The 14,802-nt window shown below is 71.7% G+C and carries 16 protein-coding genes; 7 read left to right on the top strand and 9 right to left on the bottom strand.

Annotated elements, in window-relative coordinates:
- The first annotated feature begins 302 nt into the window (after window positions 1–302).
- Window positions 303–1,874, top strand: coding sequence for a choice-of-anchor I family protein (locus BLR04_RS30025; protein ID WP_090771573.1), 1,572 nt, complete (start codon window positions 303–305; stop codon window positions 1,872–1,874).
- 69 nt (window positions 1,875–1,943) lie between these two features.
- Here BLR04_RS30025 and BLR04_RS30020 read toward each other — a convergent pair whose 3' ends face one another.
- Window positions 1,944–2,726 (bottom strand): YoaK family protein, encoded by a 783-nt coding sequence (locus BLR04_RS30020; RefSeq protein WP_143022269.1) that lies wholly within the window; start codon window positions 2,724–2,726, stop codon window positions 1,944–1,946.
- A 198-nt stretch (window positions 2,727–2,924) separates the two neighbouring features.
- A complete protein-coding gene (locus BLR04_RS30015) occupies window positions 2,925–3,419 on the bottom strand; it encodes a CGNR zinc finger domain-containing protein (RefSeq protein WP_245740700.1) in 495 nt (164 codons plus the stop codon).
- Window positions 3,420–3,527: 108 nt separating this feature from the next.
- On the opposite strand from BLR04_RS30015, the gene BLR04_RS30010 reads away from it, so the two are divergent.
- Window positions 3,528–4,406, top strand: coding sequence for an SCO6745 family protein (locus BLR04_RS30010; RefSeq protein WP_090771569.1), 879 nt, complete (start codon window positions 3,528–3,530; stop codon window positions 4,404–4,406).
- A gap of 295 nt (window positions 4,407–4,701) precedes the next feature.
- On the opposite strand, the gene BLR04_RS30005 is transcribed toward BLR04_RS30010, so the two are convergent.
- The 7 genes from BLR04_RS30005 to BLR04_RS29975 form a co-directional block, all read right to left on the bottom strand.
- Window positions 4,702–4,914, bottom strand: coding sequence for a hypothetical protein (locus BLR04_RS30005; protein ID WP_090771567.1), 213 nt, complete (start codon window positions 4,912–4,914; stop codon window positions 4,702–4,704).
- A gap of 154 nt (window positions 4,915–5,068) precedes the next feature.
- Window positions 5,069–6,040, bottom strand: coding sequence for a helix-turn-helix transcriptional regulator (locus tag BLR04_RS30000; protein WP_176903354.1), 972 nt, complete (start codon window positions 6,038–6,040; stop codon window positions 5,069–5,071).
- A gap of 46 nt (window positions 6,041–6,086) precedes the next feature.
- On the bottom strand, window positions 6,087–6,848 hold the full coding sequence (locus tag BLR04_RS29995) for a TSUP family transporter (protein ID WP_090771626.1): 762 nt from the start codon (window positions 6,846–6,848) through the stop codon (window positions 6,087–6,089).
- A 753-nt stretch (window positions 6,849–7,601) separates the two neighbouring features.
- Window positions 7,602–8,216: an ATP-dependent Clp protease proteolytic subunit gene (locus BLR04_RS29990; protein ID WP_090771563.1), complete on the bottom strand. Its 615-nt coding sequence runs from the start codon at window positions 8,214–8,216 to the stop codon at window positions 7,602–7,604.
- Window position 8,217: 1 nt separating this feature from the next.
- Window positions 8,218–8,781, bottom strand: coding sequence for a ClpP family protease (locus BLR04_RS29985; RefSeq protein WP_090771560.1), 564 nt, complete (start codon window positions 8,779–8,781; stop codon window positions 8,218–8,220).
- Window positions 8,782–8,965: 184 nt separating this feature from the next.
- Window positions 8,966–9,829, bottom strand: coding sequence for a DUF2268 domain-containing putative Zn-dependent protease (locus BLR04_RS29980; protein ID WP_090771558.1), 864 nt, complete (start codon window positions 9,827–9,829; stop codon window positions 8,966–8,968).
- A gap of 58 nt (window positions 9,830–9,887) precedes the next feature.
- Window positions 9,888–10,652 carry a hypothetical protein gene (locus BLR04_RS29975; protein ID WP_176903353.1) on the bottom strand — a complete coding sequence of 255 codons (765 nt, stop codon included), beginning with the start codon at window positions 10,650–10,652 and terminating at the stop codon, window positions 9,888–9,890.
- Between the two features lie 56 nt (window positions 10,653–10,708).
- Here BLR04_RS29975 and BLR04_RS29970 point away from each other — a divergent pair, with 56 nt between their 5' ends.
- The 5 genes from BLR04_RS29970 to BLR04_RS29950 are packed head-to-tail and all read left to right on the top strand — an operon-like array spanning window position 10,709 to window position 14,780.
- Window positions 10,709–11,710, top strand: a complete 1,002-nt coding sequence (locus tag BLR04_RS29970) for an AAA family ATPase (protein WP_090771554.1) — start codon at window positions 10,709–10,711, stop codon at window positions 11,708–11,710.
- Window positions 11,707–12,648, top strand: coding sequence for a DUF58 domain-containing protein (locus tag BLR04_RS29965; RefSeq protein WP_090771552.1), 942 nt, complete (start codon window positions 11,707–11,709; stop codon window positions 12,646–12,648). The genes BLR04_RS29970 and BLR04_RS29965 overlap by 4 nt, the downstream gene beginning before the upstream one ends.
- Before the next feature lie 46 nt (window positions 12,649–12,694).
- Window positions 12,695–13,642 carry a VWA domain-containing protein gene (locus BLR04_RS29960; protein ID WP_090771550.1) on the top strand — a complete coding sequence of 316 codons (948 nt, stop codon included), beginning with the start codon at window positions 12,695–12,697 and terminating at the stop codon, window positions 13,640–13,642.
- Window positions 13,643–13,653: 11 nt separating this feature from the next.
- The gene (locus tag BLR04_RS29955; protein WP_090771548.1) at window positions 13,654–14,244 is read left to right on the top strand and encodes a class I SAM-dependent methyltransferase; all 591 of its coding nucleotides are present in this window, start codon (window positions 13,654–13,656) and stop codon (window positions 14,242–14,244) included.
- A complete protein-coding gene (locus BLR04_RS29950) occupies window positions 14,241–14,780 on the top strand; it encodes a TrmH family RNA methyltransferase (protein WP_090771546.1) in 540 nt (179 codons plus the stop codon). Before BLR04_RS29955 ends, BLR04_RS29950 begins: the two co-directional genes overlap by 4 nt.
- The last annotated feature ends 22 nt before the right edge of the window (window positions 14,781–14,802 follow it).

Below are 14,802 nucleotides of genomic sequence, written 5' to 3'. Positions count from 1 at the left end.
AGCAGGTTGATCAGTACGGTCAGCAGCACCGACAGCACGATCGACGCGACGATCATCACCAGGCAGCCGACCCAGCCGCCGAGCGGCCGGACCTCCCAGTCACCGAATCTCATGCCGCCAGAGCTACCCAGGAAAGCACGACAGGGTACGCACGGCGGTGCGCGGCCGAGCTCTCGTCGGCCGTCGCGGTGCTGCCGGGGCGGCGCGCCGCCGACCGCGTTCACGCGTTCGCCGGTCCCGGTTCATCCGGTGATCATGCGCAGGGCGGCGGGACGCCACTCCGTTTCAGGACACTCCGCCCCATGCGTACCACCACTGCCCTGTCCCTGGCGGCGGCGAGCCTGTCGGTGCTCTCGATGCTGCCCGCCACCGCCGCGTCCGCCGCGTCCGCCGCTGCCAAGCCGTCCGGCCTGGAACTGTCCCTCCTGGGGCGCTACTCCGCCGGCGCCGCAGGGGCCGGGGCCGCGGAGATCACCGCGTACGACCCCAGGACCCGGCGCGTCTTCGTGATCAACGCCGAACAGGGCACGGTGGACGTGCTCGACATCCGCGACCCGCGTTCCCCGCGCAAGGTGGCCACCCTCACCACGCCGGGCGCCAACAGCGTGGCCGTGCACGACGGCCTGGTGGCGGTCGCCCAGCAGGCGTCCGGCAAGACCGGCCCGGGCAGCGTCGCGTTCTTCGAGGCCCGCACCGGCAGGAAGCTGCGCCAGGTCACCGTGGGCGCGCTGCCCGACATGCTGACCTTCACCGAGGACGGCAAGCAGGTCGTCGTCGCCAACGAGGGCGAGGCCGCCTCGTACTGCGCCGGCGCCGTCGACGACCCCGAGGGCTCGGTCAGCGTCATCGACGTGCGCAGCGGCGCCGTGCGCACCGCCGGGTTCCGGTCCTGGAACGGCAAGGCCGAGCAGCTGCGGGCCAAGGGCGTGCGGCTCAGCGGCCCGGGCGTGAGCGTGGCCCAGGACCTCGAACCCGAGTACATCACCACCGACAAGGACACCGCCTGGGTCACCCTCCAGGAGAACAACGCCGTGGCGATCGTGGACCTGCGCCGCGCGACCGTCCGCGACATCGTGCCGCTCGGGCTGAAGGACCACTCCAAGCCGGCCGACGCGTTCGACGCCTCCGACAAGGACGGCAGGATCGACATCCGTACGCACCCGGTCAAGGGCGTGTACATGCCGGACGCGGTCAGCCACTTCCGCAGTCGCGGGCGTACGTACCTGGTGATGGCGAACGAGGGCGACAGCCGCGACTGGGAGTGCCACGCCGACGAGGTGCGCGTCAAGGACGCCGAGCTGTCACCCACGGCGTTCCCTGACGCGGCCCGCCTCAAGCAGGACACCGAACTGGGCCGGCTGACCGTCCTGGCCGACTCCCCCAAGGACGCCCAGGGCCGCTTCACCGAGCTGCGGGCCTTCGGCGGCCGCTCGATCTCGGTGCGCTCGGCCGACGGCTCGCTCGTCTGGGACTCCGGCAGCGGGCTGGAGCAACTGATCGCGCGTGAGCTGCCCGGGCAGTTCAACTCCGACAACGAGGAGAACGACTCGTTCGACTCGCGCAGCGACAACAAGGGCCCAGAGCCGGAGGGCGTCACGGTCGGCGAGGTGCGCGGCCGTCCGTACGCGTTCGTGGGCCTGGAGCGGGTCAGCGGCATCGCGGTGTACGACCTGTCCGACCCGGGCAACCCCCGCCAGGCCGGCTACGTCAACACCCGCGACTTCACCGGCGACGTCGAGGCCGGCACCGCCGGCGACGTCGGCCCCGAAGGCGTCCTGTTCGTCGACGGCAAGGACAGCCCCACCCACAAGCCCTTGCTGATCGTCGGCAACGAGATCAGCGGCACCACCGCCATCTACGAAATCACCCGGTAACCACAGCGGGGGACCATCGGGACGCCGCCTTCCCGGCGTCCCGCTACGGGTCGCGCTGGGCTGACTCCCCTAGCGACGGACAGCGGGACGCGGCCTGCGGGTGGCGGCGAGCATCACGGCGGCGACCGTTCCCACCAGCGCCACGGGCAGCAGGACGACGTACAGCTGCGCGACGTCCAGCAGGACGGTTCCGGCCGCGGCACCACAGAGCAGCGCGGCCAGCCGTGCGACTCCGCCCGCCACACCCGAACGCCGCCAAGGGGTCCCGGAGAGCGTCCTCACCACCGCCGTCAGCGTTCCTGTGAGGTACGTGGTCGACGCCGACCCCGCGCCCGACTCGATCGACAGCGCGCTCTGCACTCCCATCGCCGCAGCGCCCACGCCGAGCAGCTGCGTCGCGAGCCACTGCGGCGGCCATGCGGCACTCGCCACCCAGCCCACCGCCACCGCGACCAGCAGCACGAACTCCCCCGCCGCGACGACCCCGGCCCTGCGCCCCCACCCGCCGACGGCGCGCGGCCGGTCCGCCCCGCGTCGCTGCCTGCCCGGGCGGCGCAGGCCGAGGCTGCCCACCGCGACGCCGACGGCGTACCCTCCGACGCTCGTGACGGCTCCGACGAGGAGGGCGAGGTCCACGGTCGCTACGGAGCGGCCGAGCTGCACCAGGTTGCCGGTGATGACGCTGGCGAACAGGCCACCCAGGCGGATGAGGCACACGGCGTCCAACGCGCCCGCCGAGGCGGCGAGCAGCAGGAGCAACCACGGCACGAGCCGCTCCGACACCTGCCGCGAGCCACCGCCCGCACCGGCGTCCGGGCCGCGCGCCCCCGAACGTCCGTCGATCTGTCCCATGCACCCGATGTGCCCGCTCGCCACCACCTCAGGCACCGACACACACGACGGCACACCCAGCACGCGATCACCCAGGCACGCTCACGTACGGCGGCACCCCCAGCAGGCGATCGCCCGGGCACAGTCACACCCAGCACCCGATCACTGAGGCACCGCCACACACGGCCGCGTACCTGGCAGGCGATCAACCCGGCACGGTCACGTGCGGCGGCGTGCGCGGTAGGCGGTCGCCTTGGCGCGGTTCTGGCACGACAGGCCGCAGAACCGACGGGAGGTGTTCCGCGTGACGTCGAAGAACACCAGCTCACACCCCTCGGCCTCGCACGACCGCAGCCGCCTCCCCTGCCCGACGCCGATCACCATGGCGAGCGCCGTGCCGGCGTCGGCGGCCCAGGCGTCCACCAGGTCGGCGCCGGGGGCGTGGAAGGCGAGCACCGGCGGGTCCCCGTGCAGACTCGGCACCGCGGCATGACGGACCAGCGCCTGGTTGAGCGTCGCGACGTCGCCGGTGAAGGCGGGGTGGAGCTCGGCGGCCACGTCGGCGAGGCGGTCGGCATCCTCCTCGGTCAGCACCTCGTCCAGGGCCCGTTCCTGCCGGGTGAACGCCTCCTCCAGCGCCGCGCGGCGATCAGCCGGAGGATCGACCCGCCGCCCGCGGACGTGCGTGACGTGCAGCTCGTTCACGAGGAGCACCGCCAACTCCGCCCATCTCCCGACATAACTGTCTATTTGCTGTTGACCAGTGATGCGCCAGGCCTCTATCGTCACTGGCATATCTTATCTAGACAGTGAGGAGTTGCCATGAGTGCCTCGTCCAGACTCGCCCGCAGCATGTGGCACCAGCTCGAACCGCTCCACGCCGTGCTCTACTTCTCGCCGCAGGCGTTCGAGGAGGCCGCGGCGCTGAACTACGACGTCGACGCCCGCTGGCCCAGCTACTTCGCCTACCGCACGGCCCCGCTCGGAGCGGCCGGCACGCGGCTGGCCACGGCGACGTACTACAGCTTCAGCCCCCGTACGGTGGCCGAGCACCTACCCGCCGTCTGGGACGTCGCCACCCCCGAACAGGTGCTGGACGCCCGCGTGCGCGCGGTCGACCGGACCTACCGCGCCATGCTCGGCGACGGGGTGGCCGCCGACGGCATCGTGGAGGCGGCGGAGCTGGCCAGGCGGGCGGCCGAGAGCGTCCAGGTGGAGGGACGCGTGCTGACGGCCGCCAACCTCGACCTCCCCTGGCCCGACGAGCCGCACCTCGCGCTCTGGCACGCCACCACCGTGCTGCGCGAGCACCGCGGCGACGGCCACCTCGTGGCGCTGAACGCGGCCGGGCTCGACGGGTGCGAGGCGCTGGTGTCGTTCGCCGCGATCGGCGCGGCGCCGGTGGCGAACTTCGCCGGACGCGGCTGGAGCGAGCAGGAATGGGACGAGGCCACCCAACGCCTCGTCGCCCGCGGTCTGGTCAAGCCCGACGGGACGGCCACCGAGGACGGCCGGGCACTGCGCGACCAGGTCGAGCGGATGACCGACGACCTGGCCGCCGAACCCTGGCGCCGCCTCGGCGAGGACCGGGCCGCCCGCCTCGGGCAGCTGACCGCCCCGGTCCTGGGCGCCGTCTTCGAGTCGGGTCTGCTGCCCATGACCAGCACACTCGGCATCGCCACCGTCCAGGTCGCCTACTGACGGCCTACACCCGCGCCACCCGCGGACCCTGAGCGCCTCGGGGGCCGCGCGGCGGGATCCACCGGGAACGCGACAGCGGCACCGCCGGTCAGCGGAGCGCTACCGGCGGCTGTACGTGCGCCCAACCGGCACCCGTACTTCTTACGCACCACCGACGCCCGTACTTCTTAGCGCACTACTGGCCGCGGGGCCCTTGCCCACTACCGGCACCCGCACTTCCTGCGCACTACCGGTGCCCGTACTTCCTACGCACTACTGGTCGCGGGCTCACTACGGGCCGCGGGGCCCTTGCCCACTACCGGCGGCCGTACTTCTTGTGCACGGCCTGCTTGCTGACGCCGATCGCGTCCGCGATCTGTGCCCAGGGGAGCCCCGCGACCCGCGCCCGCCGCACCTGCACCGCCTCCAGGCGCTCGATCTCGCGACGCAGCGCCGTCGTGGCGTTGAGCGCCCGCAGCGGGTCGTCGTCCTGCGCCTGCTGCATCAGAGCCGCCAGGTCGTTCGTCATGCACCAAAGGTAATCCAACAAGTCGCCGGCCTCATCCGGGCGTTCGGCGGTGGGCCCGCTCGGCCGCGCCCGGCGCGGTCCCGGACCGCCGAGCACGCGCCGGACCACCGAACGGGCGCTCAGCCGAGCACTCGCCGGGCTTCCGTACGGGTGCTCAGCCGTACAGCTTGGCCAGCTGCCCGACGGCGTCGCGCATGAGCTCGCGCAGCTCCGGCGGCTCCAGGACCTCGACGTCGGCGCCCATCCGCAGCAGCAGCCAGCGGGCGTGGGTGAGCGACTCGATGGGCACGGTCAGCGTGGTCCATCCCTCGGGGTCGGGCTCCCCGGCCTCGGCCACCGCCGCGGTGACCACGTCAGTGCCCATCGTGTACGCCAGCAGGTCCTCCCGTCCCGGCGCGAGCTTGATCACCGCCTCGGCGGTGTACATCCGCTCACGGAACTCCCTGGCGTACGCCCGCCAGAACTCGGCCAGGTCGAACCCCTCCGGCCGGGTGAACCGCTCTGGCAGCGTCCGCAGGGAGAGGATCCGCGCGACCCGGTACGTCCGCGGCGTGCCACCGGGCGGAGCGGCCACCATGTACCAGGACCCGCCCTTGAGCACCAGCCCGTACGGGTGGACCACCCGCTCGACGTCCTGCCTGCCCCAGCGCCGGTACGTCATCCGCAACGATTGCTCGCCCCACACCGCCTCGGACACCTCGCCGAGGTACGGCACGTCGTCGGCCGAGCGGTACCAGCTCGGCACGTCCAGCAGGAACCTCTCGCGCATCCTGGAGGCGTGCGAGCGCGGCTCGGGCGGCAGCGCGGCCAGCAGCTTCAGCTCCGCGGCGGCGGCCACCTCGGCCAACCCCAGCTCGGCCGCGGGACCGGGCAGCCCGGCCAGGAACAGCGAGGACGCCTCCTCGGCGGTCAGCCCGTTGAGCCGGGTGCGGTAGCCGTCGAGCAGTTGGTAGCCGCCCACGGGCCCCCGGTCGGCGTACACCGGGACACCGGCCGCCGACAGCGCCTCCACGTCGCGGTAGACGGTGCGGACCGAGACCTCCAGCTCACGTGCGATCTCGGGCGCGGTCATGCGTCCGCGCGTCTGCAGGAGCAGAAGCAACGAAAGCAGGCGGCTGGCACGCACATCTGCCATTATCACCCGCGGCGTCGGCCGCCGCCGGGGGTCGATCTCAGGCGAACTGCTGCCAGCCGAGCCTGATCACCATCGCGACGACCACGCACAACAGGACGATGCGCACGAACGAGGCTCCCCGCTTGAGCGCCATCCGGGCGCCGGCCTGCGCGCCCGCGACGTTGCACACGGCCATGCCGAGGCCGAGAGCCCAGTGCACGTGCCCCTGTACGGCGAACACCGCCAGCGCGCCCAGGTTGGTGCCGATATTGATGATCTTCGCGGAGGCCGACGCGGTGACGAAGTCGAGCCCGAGGACGGTGGTGAAGGCGATGATCAGGAACGTCCCCGTACCGGGGCCCATGATGCCGTCGTAGAAGGCGATCGCCACGCCCGCGAGCGCCACCGCCGCGGCCGCCCGCGGCGGGGTGCGCAGCCGCGGCTCCGGCACGGCGCCCATCGCCGGCCGCAGCGTCACGAACACCGCCACCGCCACCAGCACCACCATGACGGCGGGACGCAGCACCTCGGTCGTGATGGACGCCGCCGCCCACGCGCCCAGCCCCGCGAACACCAGGGCCAGCGCCGCGCCGGGCAGCACCACCTGCCGGTCCACCTTGGTGGAGCGCACGTACGCGACCGCGGCCGAAGCGGTGCCGAACACCGACGCGAACTTGTTGGTGGCCATCGCCTCGACCGGCGGCATCCCGGTCACGAGAATGGCGGGAAGCTGCAGCAGACCGCCGCCACCGACGACGGCGTCGACCCACCCCGCCCCAGCCGCTGCGACCAACAACACCAAGACTTGCTCGAGCGGCACGCCCAACTCCCCTGAATCCCCAAAGAACCGGTAGGAAGTGTATAAGTCGCCCATTCAGGAACGAACAACCCCACCGCCCGCCCGAGACCCGCGAACCCCTCGATCAACGATCACCGTCGACGACTTCCACCCACCGCCCAAGGCCAACACACCACAGACAGACGCAGAGGCAACACACACGCCACCGCTCCACCCAGCAGCCGCACCCCACGAACCACCCCTCTGACCAGCAGATAAGCCCCACTGACGGCCACGACCAACACCTCCGCCAGGGCGGGCGTCCCGCCCGAAGCCGGGCGCACCTGACCGGCCGCTTCCCCGGCTTCGCGCTGCTGTATCACCGGCGGGTGCTGCCCAACGCCGCTCCTGCACCCTCGCCGGCCAACGCCCGGACGACGGCCCAGACATCGGGCCGGCGGCCGGGGACGGGTAGAGAACCGCAGGGCAAACAACCCCACCCTGCCAACCCGACCCACCGCCACATCGCCACCCGCGAGAAGCCACTCCCGACCACCCCCAGGCACACAGCGAGGTGTCGCCGATGGCACTGCTCCACCCAAGGTCGCGGACCTTGCGCGTCCCCTGATCGCGAACACGGCGCGCCCGTATCCGACGCGCCGGCTCGAAGCACCCGGCAGATCACGACCACAGGACGGCGACGGGCCAGGATCACGTCAGGGAGGTGCGGGCGTTCTGTCGGAGCCTGCGGCGTTCGGTCGGAGCCCGCGGCGGTCGGAGGATGGGGGCGTGCGGTCAGGGGGTGAGGGTGGGGAGGCGTTTTCTGGAGGCGTAGACGTCGTCGATCAGGCCGTAGGCGCGGGCCTGCTCGGCCGTGAAGATGCGGTCGCGCTCGATGTCCTTTCTGATGTCCAGCACGCCCCGGCCGGTGTGCCGGGACAGCAGTTCCTCCTGCTGGTCACGCATCCGCAGGATCTCGCGGGCATGGATCTCGAGGTCGCTGCCCTGCCCGCGCCCTCCCTCGGTGTGCGGTTGGTGCAGCAGCACCCGCGCGTGCGGCAGCGCAGCCCGCTTACCCGGCGTGCCGGCCGCGAGCAGCACCGCCGCCCCCGAGGACGCCTCACCGATGCAGACGGTGTGAATCTGCGGCCGGACGAACTGCATCGTGTCGTAGATCGCCGCCATCGCCGTGAACGACCCGCCCGGGGAGTTGATGTAGATGCTGATGTCCTGGTCGGGGTCGATCGACTCGAGGGTGAGCAGCTGCGCCATCACGGCGTTGGCGACGCCGTCGTCGATCGGCGTGCCGAGGAACACCACGCGGTCCTCGAACAGCTTCGTGTACGGGTTCATCTCGCGCACGCCGTAGCTGGTGCGCTCCATGAAGGACGGCAGCACGTAGCCGCTCATGTCAGTTCATCCCTTCCGCGATGTGGTCGACGATGCCGTAGTCGAGGGCTTCCTGGGCGGTGAACCAGCGGTCGCGGTCGGAGTCGGCCTGGATGCGCTCGAGCGGCTGGCCCGTGTGGTGGGCGATGATCTCGGCCATCCGGCGCTTGGTGTAGATCATGTTGTCGGCCTGGATCTGGATGTCGCTGGCCGAGCCGCCGATGCCGCCCAGCGGCTGGTGCATCACGACGCGGGCGTTGGGCAGGGCGTATCGCTTGCCCTTCGCGCCCGCCGACAGCAGCACCTGCCCCATGGAGGCGGCGAACCCCATCGCCACGGTCGCCACGTCGCACGGAATGAACTGCATCATGTCGTACAGCGCCATTCCGGCGTGCACGGAACCGCCCGGAGAATTGATGTAAAGAGTTATGTCGCGCTTCGGGTCTTCAGCCGCGAGCAGGAGCAGCTCGCCGCACAGCCGATTGCAAATGTCGTCGTCGACCTCCTGGCCCAGAACGACGATGCGCTCCTTCAGCAGGCGCTGATCGAGCTGGTCAGGCCAGGCGGCGGCGCGGGTCTCCGTCATGACGATCGCCTTTCTTCGCGGGTGTTCACTGCGAAAAACGTTAGACCCGGCCGCCACGTTTTCTTCACCGATTTCGCCTGCGGCGCATTTCTCGATAAGCGCATTCCCCCCTCAGCGAATATTCATCGACAACCCACCCCGAATATGAGAAGGGCAACACACGCGGCCCAGCGTGCCGCAGGAGCTACGGACGCAGCCCGGCGCGCCGCATGAGCTCGCCCGCGGGCAGCAGCGTGGCCTGCGTCGCGGTCAGCCCGGTGGCGGCCAGCGCCCGGTCGACGAGGTGCAGCCCCACCGCGTACCCGGCCATGTCGGGGATGCCGCGCGGCTCCTGCCCGAAGGAGCGCATCGCGGTGTCGCCCAGCACGTACGCGGACGTGTGCTGCATCCCCGCCAGGTCGAAGTCGGCCATGATCCGCTCGTACGCCCGCTCGAACTCCTCGCCCGTGACCATCGCCGACCACGGCCCCATGGCCGACGGCCCCGACAGCTCCCGGACGAACGCCTCGGCCAGCCCTTCGGCGACCACGTGCTCGCCCACGGTCACGGTGACGGGGTTCCACTCGACGTTGGTGTAGCGGATGTTGTGGTGCAGCTCGTGCACCGCGCAGTGCGCGATCCGGCCGATCACCTCGTCGCCGGGCCAGGCCAGCAGGTAGAGCCAGCCGCGCGCCCCGCCCATGCCGTAGTAGCCGCCGCTGAGCTTCATGAGGTGGTCGTTGTCCGGGTCGCCCATCACGAACATGACCTGCAGCGACTCGGGCTGCTCGGCAGCGTCCAGTCGTTCTGAGGCCCGGCCCAGCTCGTGCCGCACCTGGCCGAGCACGTCGGCCTCGATCATCCGCCGTACGGCGGGCAGGTAGCGCGGGTCGTCGGCGTCGACCCGGAAGCCGCCGCCCTGGTGGTGGATGTCGACGATGTCCCCCGGCATCGGGATCACGGGCCGGATGGGGGCCAGCAGCTCGCGCAGCGCCGCCGGGCGCCGGTCGAGCGGCTGCTCCAGCAGCGCGGCGATCGGCGTCAGGGTGTCGTGAACGATGATCTCCATGCCGGCCGACGGTAAAGCCTCACGCCGGGTGAGGCTCAACCCGTTTTCTCGAGCTCCGTCAGAGGTCGGGTTCGTCCGGGTCGTCACCGGGAGTCCTGCCCGGTGTGCCGGGGCCGCTCTCGGTCGCCGACGGCGACGGCGACGGCGACGGCTCTGGGGTCTCGGGCGTCGGCGGCGGCGTGGGCATGAACACGGTCGGCGGCAGCTGCCGCGGCTGCGGCCGGCTGTCGCCGCGGCCGAGCAGCATCACCAGCAGGATGGTGAGGACCAGGAGCAGCAACAGCACCAGCGTCAGCGCCGCGATCAGCACCCGCTTGCGCGTCTCGGTCAGCGGCAGGCGCCGCCGGTTCTCACCGGGCAGCGCGGGCGCGCGGTCGGTCACCCAGTACGGGACGAAGTCGGGCCCGTGCGCCTTGCCGATGAACGTCCCGCCCACCATGACCGGCTCGAGGAACCGCTCGGCCCCCGGCCGGCCAGGCACGTACGGCACCGCGACCCACGGCGCGCGTCCGCCGTCGAACGCCAGCACCTCGGGCGCGCCTTCCAGGACCGCGCTGCGCCCGCGGGCGGGCCGCCCCAGCCAGCCGCGCATCCCGGACCGGTCGCGACCGCCGGCCTCTTTGATCGCGGTGACGAACCGTTCGCGCGCCGCTGCGTCGAACGCGGCGCCGCGCGTGAGCACGGCGACGGACACGGGCCGGCCGTCGGGGGCCTGGCCCAGGTACACGAATCCGGCCGGCGCCGTCTGCAATCGTGCCTGGAGCACATAGGGCCCCAGCCGTGGAGGGTCGCCGTACTGCAGGGGACTTGCCACGTTTGCCATGAAAGCACAGACGTGGCGCCGTGCACGTTTGCGGCGCGTTTGGTGGAATGGCCTCTATGAGCGTCGCCGAAGAGTTGCCAGGCGGAATCGACACGGCCGTACTGCGTCAGAGTCTTGACGAGGTCCGGCGTGTCATCGTCGGCCAGGACCACATGGTCGAACGGCTCGTCGTGGCCCTGCTGGCCCGGGGCCACTGCCTGCTCGAAGGCGTCCCGGGCGTCGCCAAGACGCTCGCCGCCTCGACCCTGGCCACCGTCGTGGGCGGCACGTTCGCCCGGATCCAGTTCACGCCCGACCTCGTCCCGAGCGACATCGTCGGCACCCGCGTCTACCATCCGTCCACCGAGAAGTTCGACGTCGAGCTGGGCCCGGTGTTCGTCAACTTCCTGCTGGCCGACGAGATCAACCGCGCGCCGGCGAAGGTCCAGTCGGCGCTGCTGGAGGTCATGGCCGAACGCCAGGTGACCCTGGCCGGCGTCACCCACCCGCTGCCGAAGCCGTTCATCGTGCTGGCCACCCAGAACCCGATCGAGTCCGAGGGCGTCTACCCGCTGCCCGAGGTGCAGCGCGACCGGTTCCTGTTCCGGGTGCGCGTGCCGCACCCGGCCGCGCACGAGGAGCTGGAGATCCTGCACCGCATGAGCGTGCGCCCGCCGGTCCCCGAGCGGGTGCTCGACCCGGCCCGGCTGCTGCTCCTGCAGCAGGCCGCCGAGCAGGTCTCGGTGCACCAGCTCGTCGCCGACTACGTGGTACGCCTCGTCATGGCCACCCGCGCGCCCGGCGAGTACGGCATGGCCGAGCTGGCCGAGACCATCGAGATCGGGGTGAGCCCGCGCGCGACGCTGGGCCTGGTCTCCGCCGGACGGGCCCTGGCGCTGCTGCGCGGCCGCGACTACCTGCTGCCCGACGACGTACGCGACGTCGCCGTCGACGTCATGGGCCACCGGCTCATGCTCACCTTCGACGCCCTGGCCGACGGCGTCGACCCCGAGCAGGTCGTGCGCCAGATCCTCCAGGCCGTGCCCCCGCCCCTCGTCGTCTGGAACCAGAACCGTTGAGCGCGTCCACCACCGCTGAGCAGGCGCTGCGCCGCCTGGAGCTCACCGTCACCCGCCGGCTCGACGGCCTGCTGCACGGCGCCCACCTGGGCCTGCTGCCCGGCGCGGGCAGCGAGGCGGGCGACACCCGGGTGTACGTGCCAGGCGAGGACGACGTGCGCCGCATGGACTGGGCGGTCACCGCCCGCACCACCGTCCCGCACGTCCGCGATCTCGTCGCCGACCGCGAGCTGGAGACCTGGGCGCTGGTCGACCTGTCGCCGAGCATGGACTTCGGCACCGCCGACACCGACAAGCGCGACCTGGTGGTGGCCGCGACCGGCGCGATCGGCTTTCTGTCCAGCCGCCTCGGCGACCGGTTCGGCGCGTTCGTCATCCACGACGAGTACGTCCACCGCGTGCCCGCCCGCACCGGCCGTCCCGCCCTGTACGGGCTGCTGCACTCGCTCATGGACGCCCCGCGCGGCCAGGTCGTCGACGACCCGCCCGACCTGGCCGAGGGCATCGACATCCTGTCGGCCTCCCGCAGGCGGCGCGGCATGCGGCTGATCGTCTCCGACTTCCTCGACGCCCACCCCGACCTCGATCCAGCGGCGGAACGGCCCTGGGAGCGTCCCATCAGGCGGCTGGCGGCCCGCCACCAGGTGCTCGCCGTCGAGGTCGTCGACCCGCGCGAGCTCGAACTACCTGACGTGGGCCGCGTCGCGTTCGCCGACCCCGAGACCGGGAACGTACGCGAGGTGCACCTCTCGCCCCAGGTTCGGCAAGCGTACGCGGAGGCGGCGGCCCTCCAGCGCGAGGGCACCCGCCGGGCGCTGCGCCGCGCCGGGGTCGCCCACCTCGTCCTGCGCACCGACCGCGACTGGGTGTTCGACGTCGCGCAGTTCGTACTGCGTCAGCGCCGTATGAGCCACCTGTCCCCCAGGAGACCCACGTGACCCAGACCAGCCAGGCCACGACCGGCCGCGTGACGGGGGCGGCGTCGTGACGTTCCTCGCCCCCGGCTGGCTCTGGCTGTTCGTCCTGCTGCTGCTCCTGGTGGCCGGCTACATCCTGGCGATGTTCGCGCGCCGCCGCTACACCGTGCGTTTCACCAACCTGGCGCTGCTCAACCTGGTCGCCCCTGCCGGGCCCAGCTGGCGCCGGCACGTCGCGCCCGCGTTGTTCCTCGTCATGATGAGCCTCCTGGTCATGGGCGCGGCCAAACCGGCCGACCAGGTACGCGTGCCCCGCGACCGCGCCACCATCATGATCGCTCTGGACGTGTCGCTGTCGATGGATGCCGACGACGTCCAGCCCGACCGCATCAGCGCCGCCAAGACGGCCGCTCAGGCGTTCGCGAGGGAGCTGCCCGACCGGTTCAACGTGGGCTTGGTCTCCTTCGCCCGTTCGGCCAACGTGATCGTCTCGCCCACCACCGACCACGACGCCGTGATCACCGCCATCGGCAACCTCAGCACGCGCCCCGGCACGGCGATCGGCGAGGCGGTCTTCAACGCGCTCGAGTCGGTGCGCTCGTTCGACCAGCAGGCCGCCACGAACCCGCCGCCCGCCGCGATCGTGCTGCTGTCCGACGGCGACAACACCTCGGGCCGGTCGGTCAACGAGGCCATCCAGGCCGCCCAGGAGGCCCGCGTCCCGGTCTCCACGATCGCGTACGGCACCCAGGAGGGCACCGTCAGCATCGACGGGCGGCCCGTGACCGTGCCGGTCAACAAGCAGACCCTGCAGTCGCTGTCCGACGGTACCAGCGGCCTGGCCTACACCGCGGAGTCCGGCAGCGAGCTGCGCCAGGTCTACGAGCAGATCGGCACGTCGCTGGGCTACCGGCTGGTCAGCCAGGAGATCAGCCAGTGGTTCATCGTGGCGGCGATCGTGGCCGGGGTGCTGGTGGCGGGCGCCGCGGTGCTGTTCGGTTCGCGCATCCCGTAACGTTTGGCGACGTGGCTCATTACTTCTCCGAGCGGCCGTCGACCGCGAGCCGGCCGGGCACGGTCGATCTGGTCCTGCCCGACCTGCATCTGCGGCTGGAGACCGACAGCGGCGTGTTCTCCCCCGAGCGCGTCGACGTCGGCACCCGCGCGCTGCTGGAGGCCGTCCCGAAGCCGCCGCAGGAGGGCGACCTGCTCGACCTGGGCTGCGGCTACGGCCCGATCGCGCTGACGATGGCGTCGCGGGCCCCCGAGGCGACGGTGTGGGCCGTCGACGTGAACCGGCGCAGTCTGGAGCTCACGGAGCGCAATGCGCAGACCGCGCGCCTGTACAAAGTAAGATCGGTACATGTCGACGATGTGCCGGATGACGTGAAATTTCGCGCCATCTGGTCCAATCCTGCGATCCGCATCGGCAAGCAGGCCCTGCACGACATGCTCACCAGGTGGCTCACCCGGCTGACACCCGACGGCGTGGCCTACCTGGTCGTCCAGAAACACCTCGGCTCCGACTCCCTGCAGCGCTGGCTCGGCGAGCAGGGCTGGCAGGCCTCCCGCGAGGCCAGCCGGGCCGCCTACCGCATCCTGAAGGTGACCCGATGAGAAGGCAACTGCGCCCCACCGACGTCAAGCGGCTCAACCGCACCTGGCGCAGGAACACCGGAAACCGTCTCGGCCTGATCGTCGAGTCGGTCACCGGCCCGTTCAACATCGGGTCGATCTTCCGCAGCGCCGCCGCGTTCGGCGTCGACGAGCTCTGGCTGGCCGGCAACGCCACCCCGCCCACCAACCCCAAGGCGGGCAAGACCGCGCTCGGCACCGAGCGGCTGGTCACCTGGCACGAGGCCGTCCCCGCCACCGAGGCGGTCAAGGCCGCGAAGGAGGCCGGGTTCACCGTCCTCGCCATCGAGCTGACCGCCGAGGCCGTGCCGCTGCACCGCGCCGACCTCGGCCGCGACGTGTGCCTGGTCGTCGGCAGCGAGGACCACGGCTGCTCCCCCGCCCTGCTCGACGCCGTCGACGGCGCCTGCTACATCCCTCAGGTGGGCCGGGTGGGCTCGTTCAACGTGGCGGTGGCCGCGGCGATCGCGCTCGCGGAGGCCCGCCGCCAGGAATGGCAGAAACTCCCCGATTCGTAACCTCACCGTTCACTCGGGAAGG

It is taken from the genome of Nonomuraea maritima (assembly GCF_900100395.1).
Classification (GTDB): Bacteria; Actinomycetota; Actinomycetes; order Streptosporangiales; family Streptosporangiaceae; genus Nonomuraea; species Nonomuraea maritima.
Note: the sequence above shows the minus strand (reverse complement) of the source record. Positions and strands in the feature narration are given on the sequence as shown.

Coding starts and splice junctions, on each gene's coding strand:
- BLR04_RS30025 (WP_090771573.1), top strand. CDS start 303: ATGCGTACCACCACTGCCCTGTCCCTGGCGGCGGCGAGCCTGTCGGTG.
- BLR04_RS30020 (WP_143022269.1), bottom strand. CDS start 2,726: ATGGGACAGATCGACGGACGTTCGGGGGCGCGCGGCCCGGACGCCGGT.
- BLR04_RS30010 (WP_090771569.1), top strand. CDS start 3,528: ATGAGTGCCTCGTCCAGACTCGCCCGCAGCATGTGGCACCAGCTCGAA.
- BLR04_RS30005 (WP_090771567.1), bottom strand. CDS start 4,914: ATGACGAACGACCTGGCGGCTCTGATGCAGCAGGCGCAGGACGACGAC.
- BLR04_RS29990 (WP_090771563.1), bottom strand. CDS start 8,216: ATGAGCGGCTACGTGCTGCCGTCCTTCATGGAGCGCACCAGCTACGGC.
- BLR04_RS29985 (WP_090771560.1), bottom strand. CDS start 8,781: ATGACGGAGACCCGCGCCGCCGCCTGGCCTGACCAGCTCGATCAGCGC.
- BLR04_RS29980 (WP_090771558.1), bottom strand. CDS start 9,829: ATGGAGATCATCGTTCACGACACCCTGACGCCGATCGCCGCGCTGCTG.
- BLR04_RS29975 (WP_176903353.1), bottom strand. CDS start 10,652: ATGGCAAACGTGGCAAGTCCCCTGCAGTACGGCGACCCTCCACGGCTG.
- BLR04_RS29970 (WP_090771554.1), top strand. CDS start 10,709: ATGAGCGTCGCCGAAGAGTTGCCAGGCGGAATCGACACGGCCGTACTG.
- BLR04_RS29950 (WP_090771546.1), top strand. CDS start 14,241: ATGAGAAGGCAACTGCGCCCCACCGACGTCAAGCGGCTCAACCGCACC.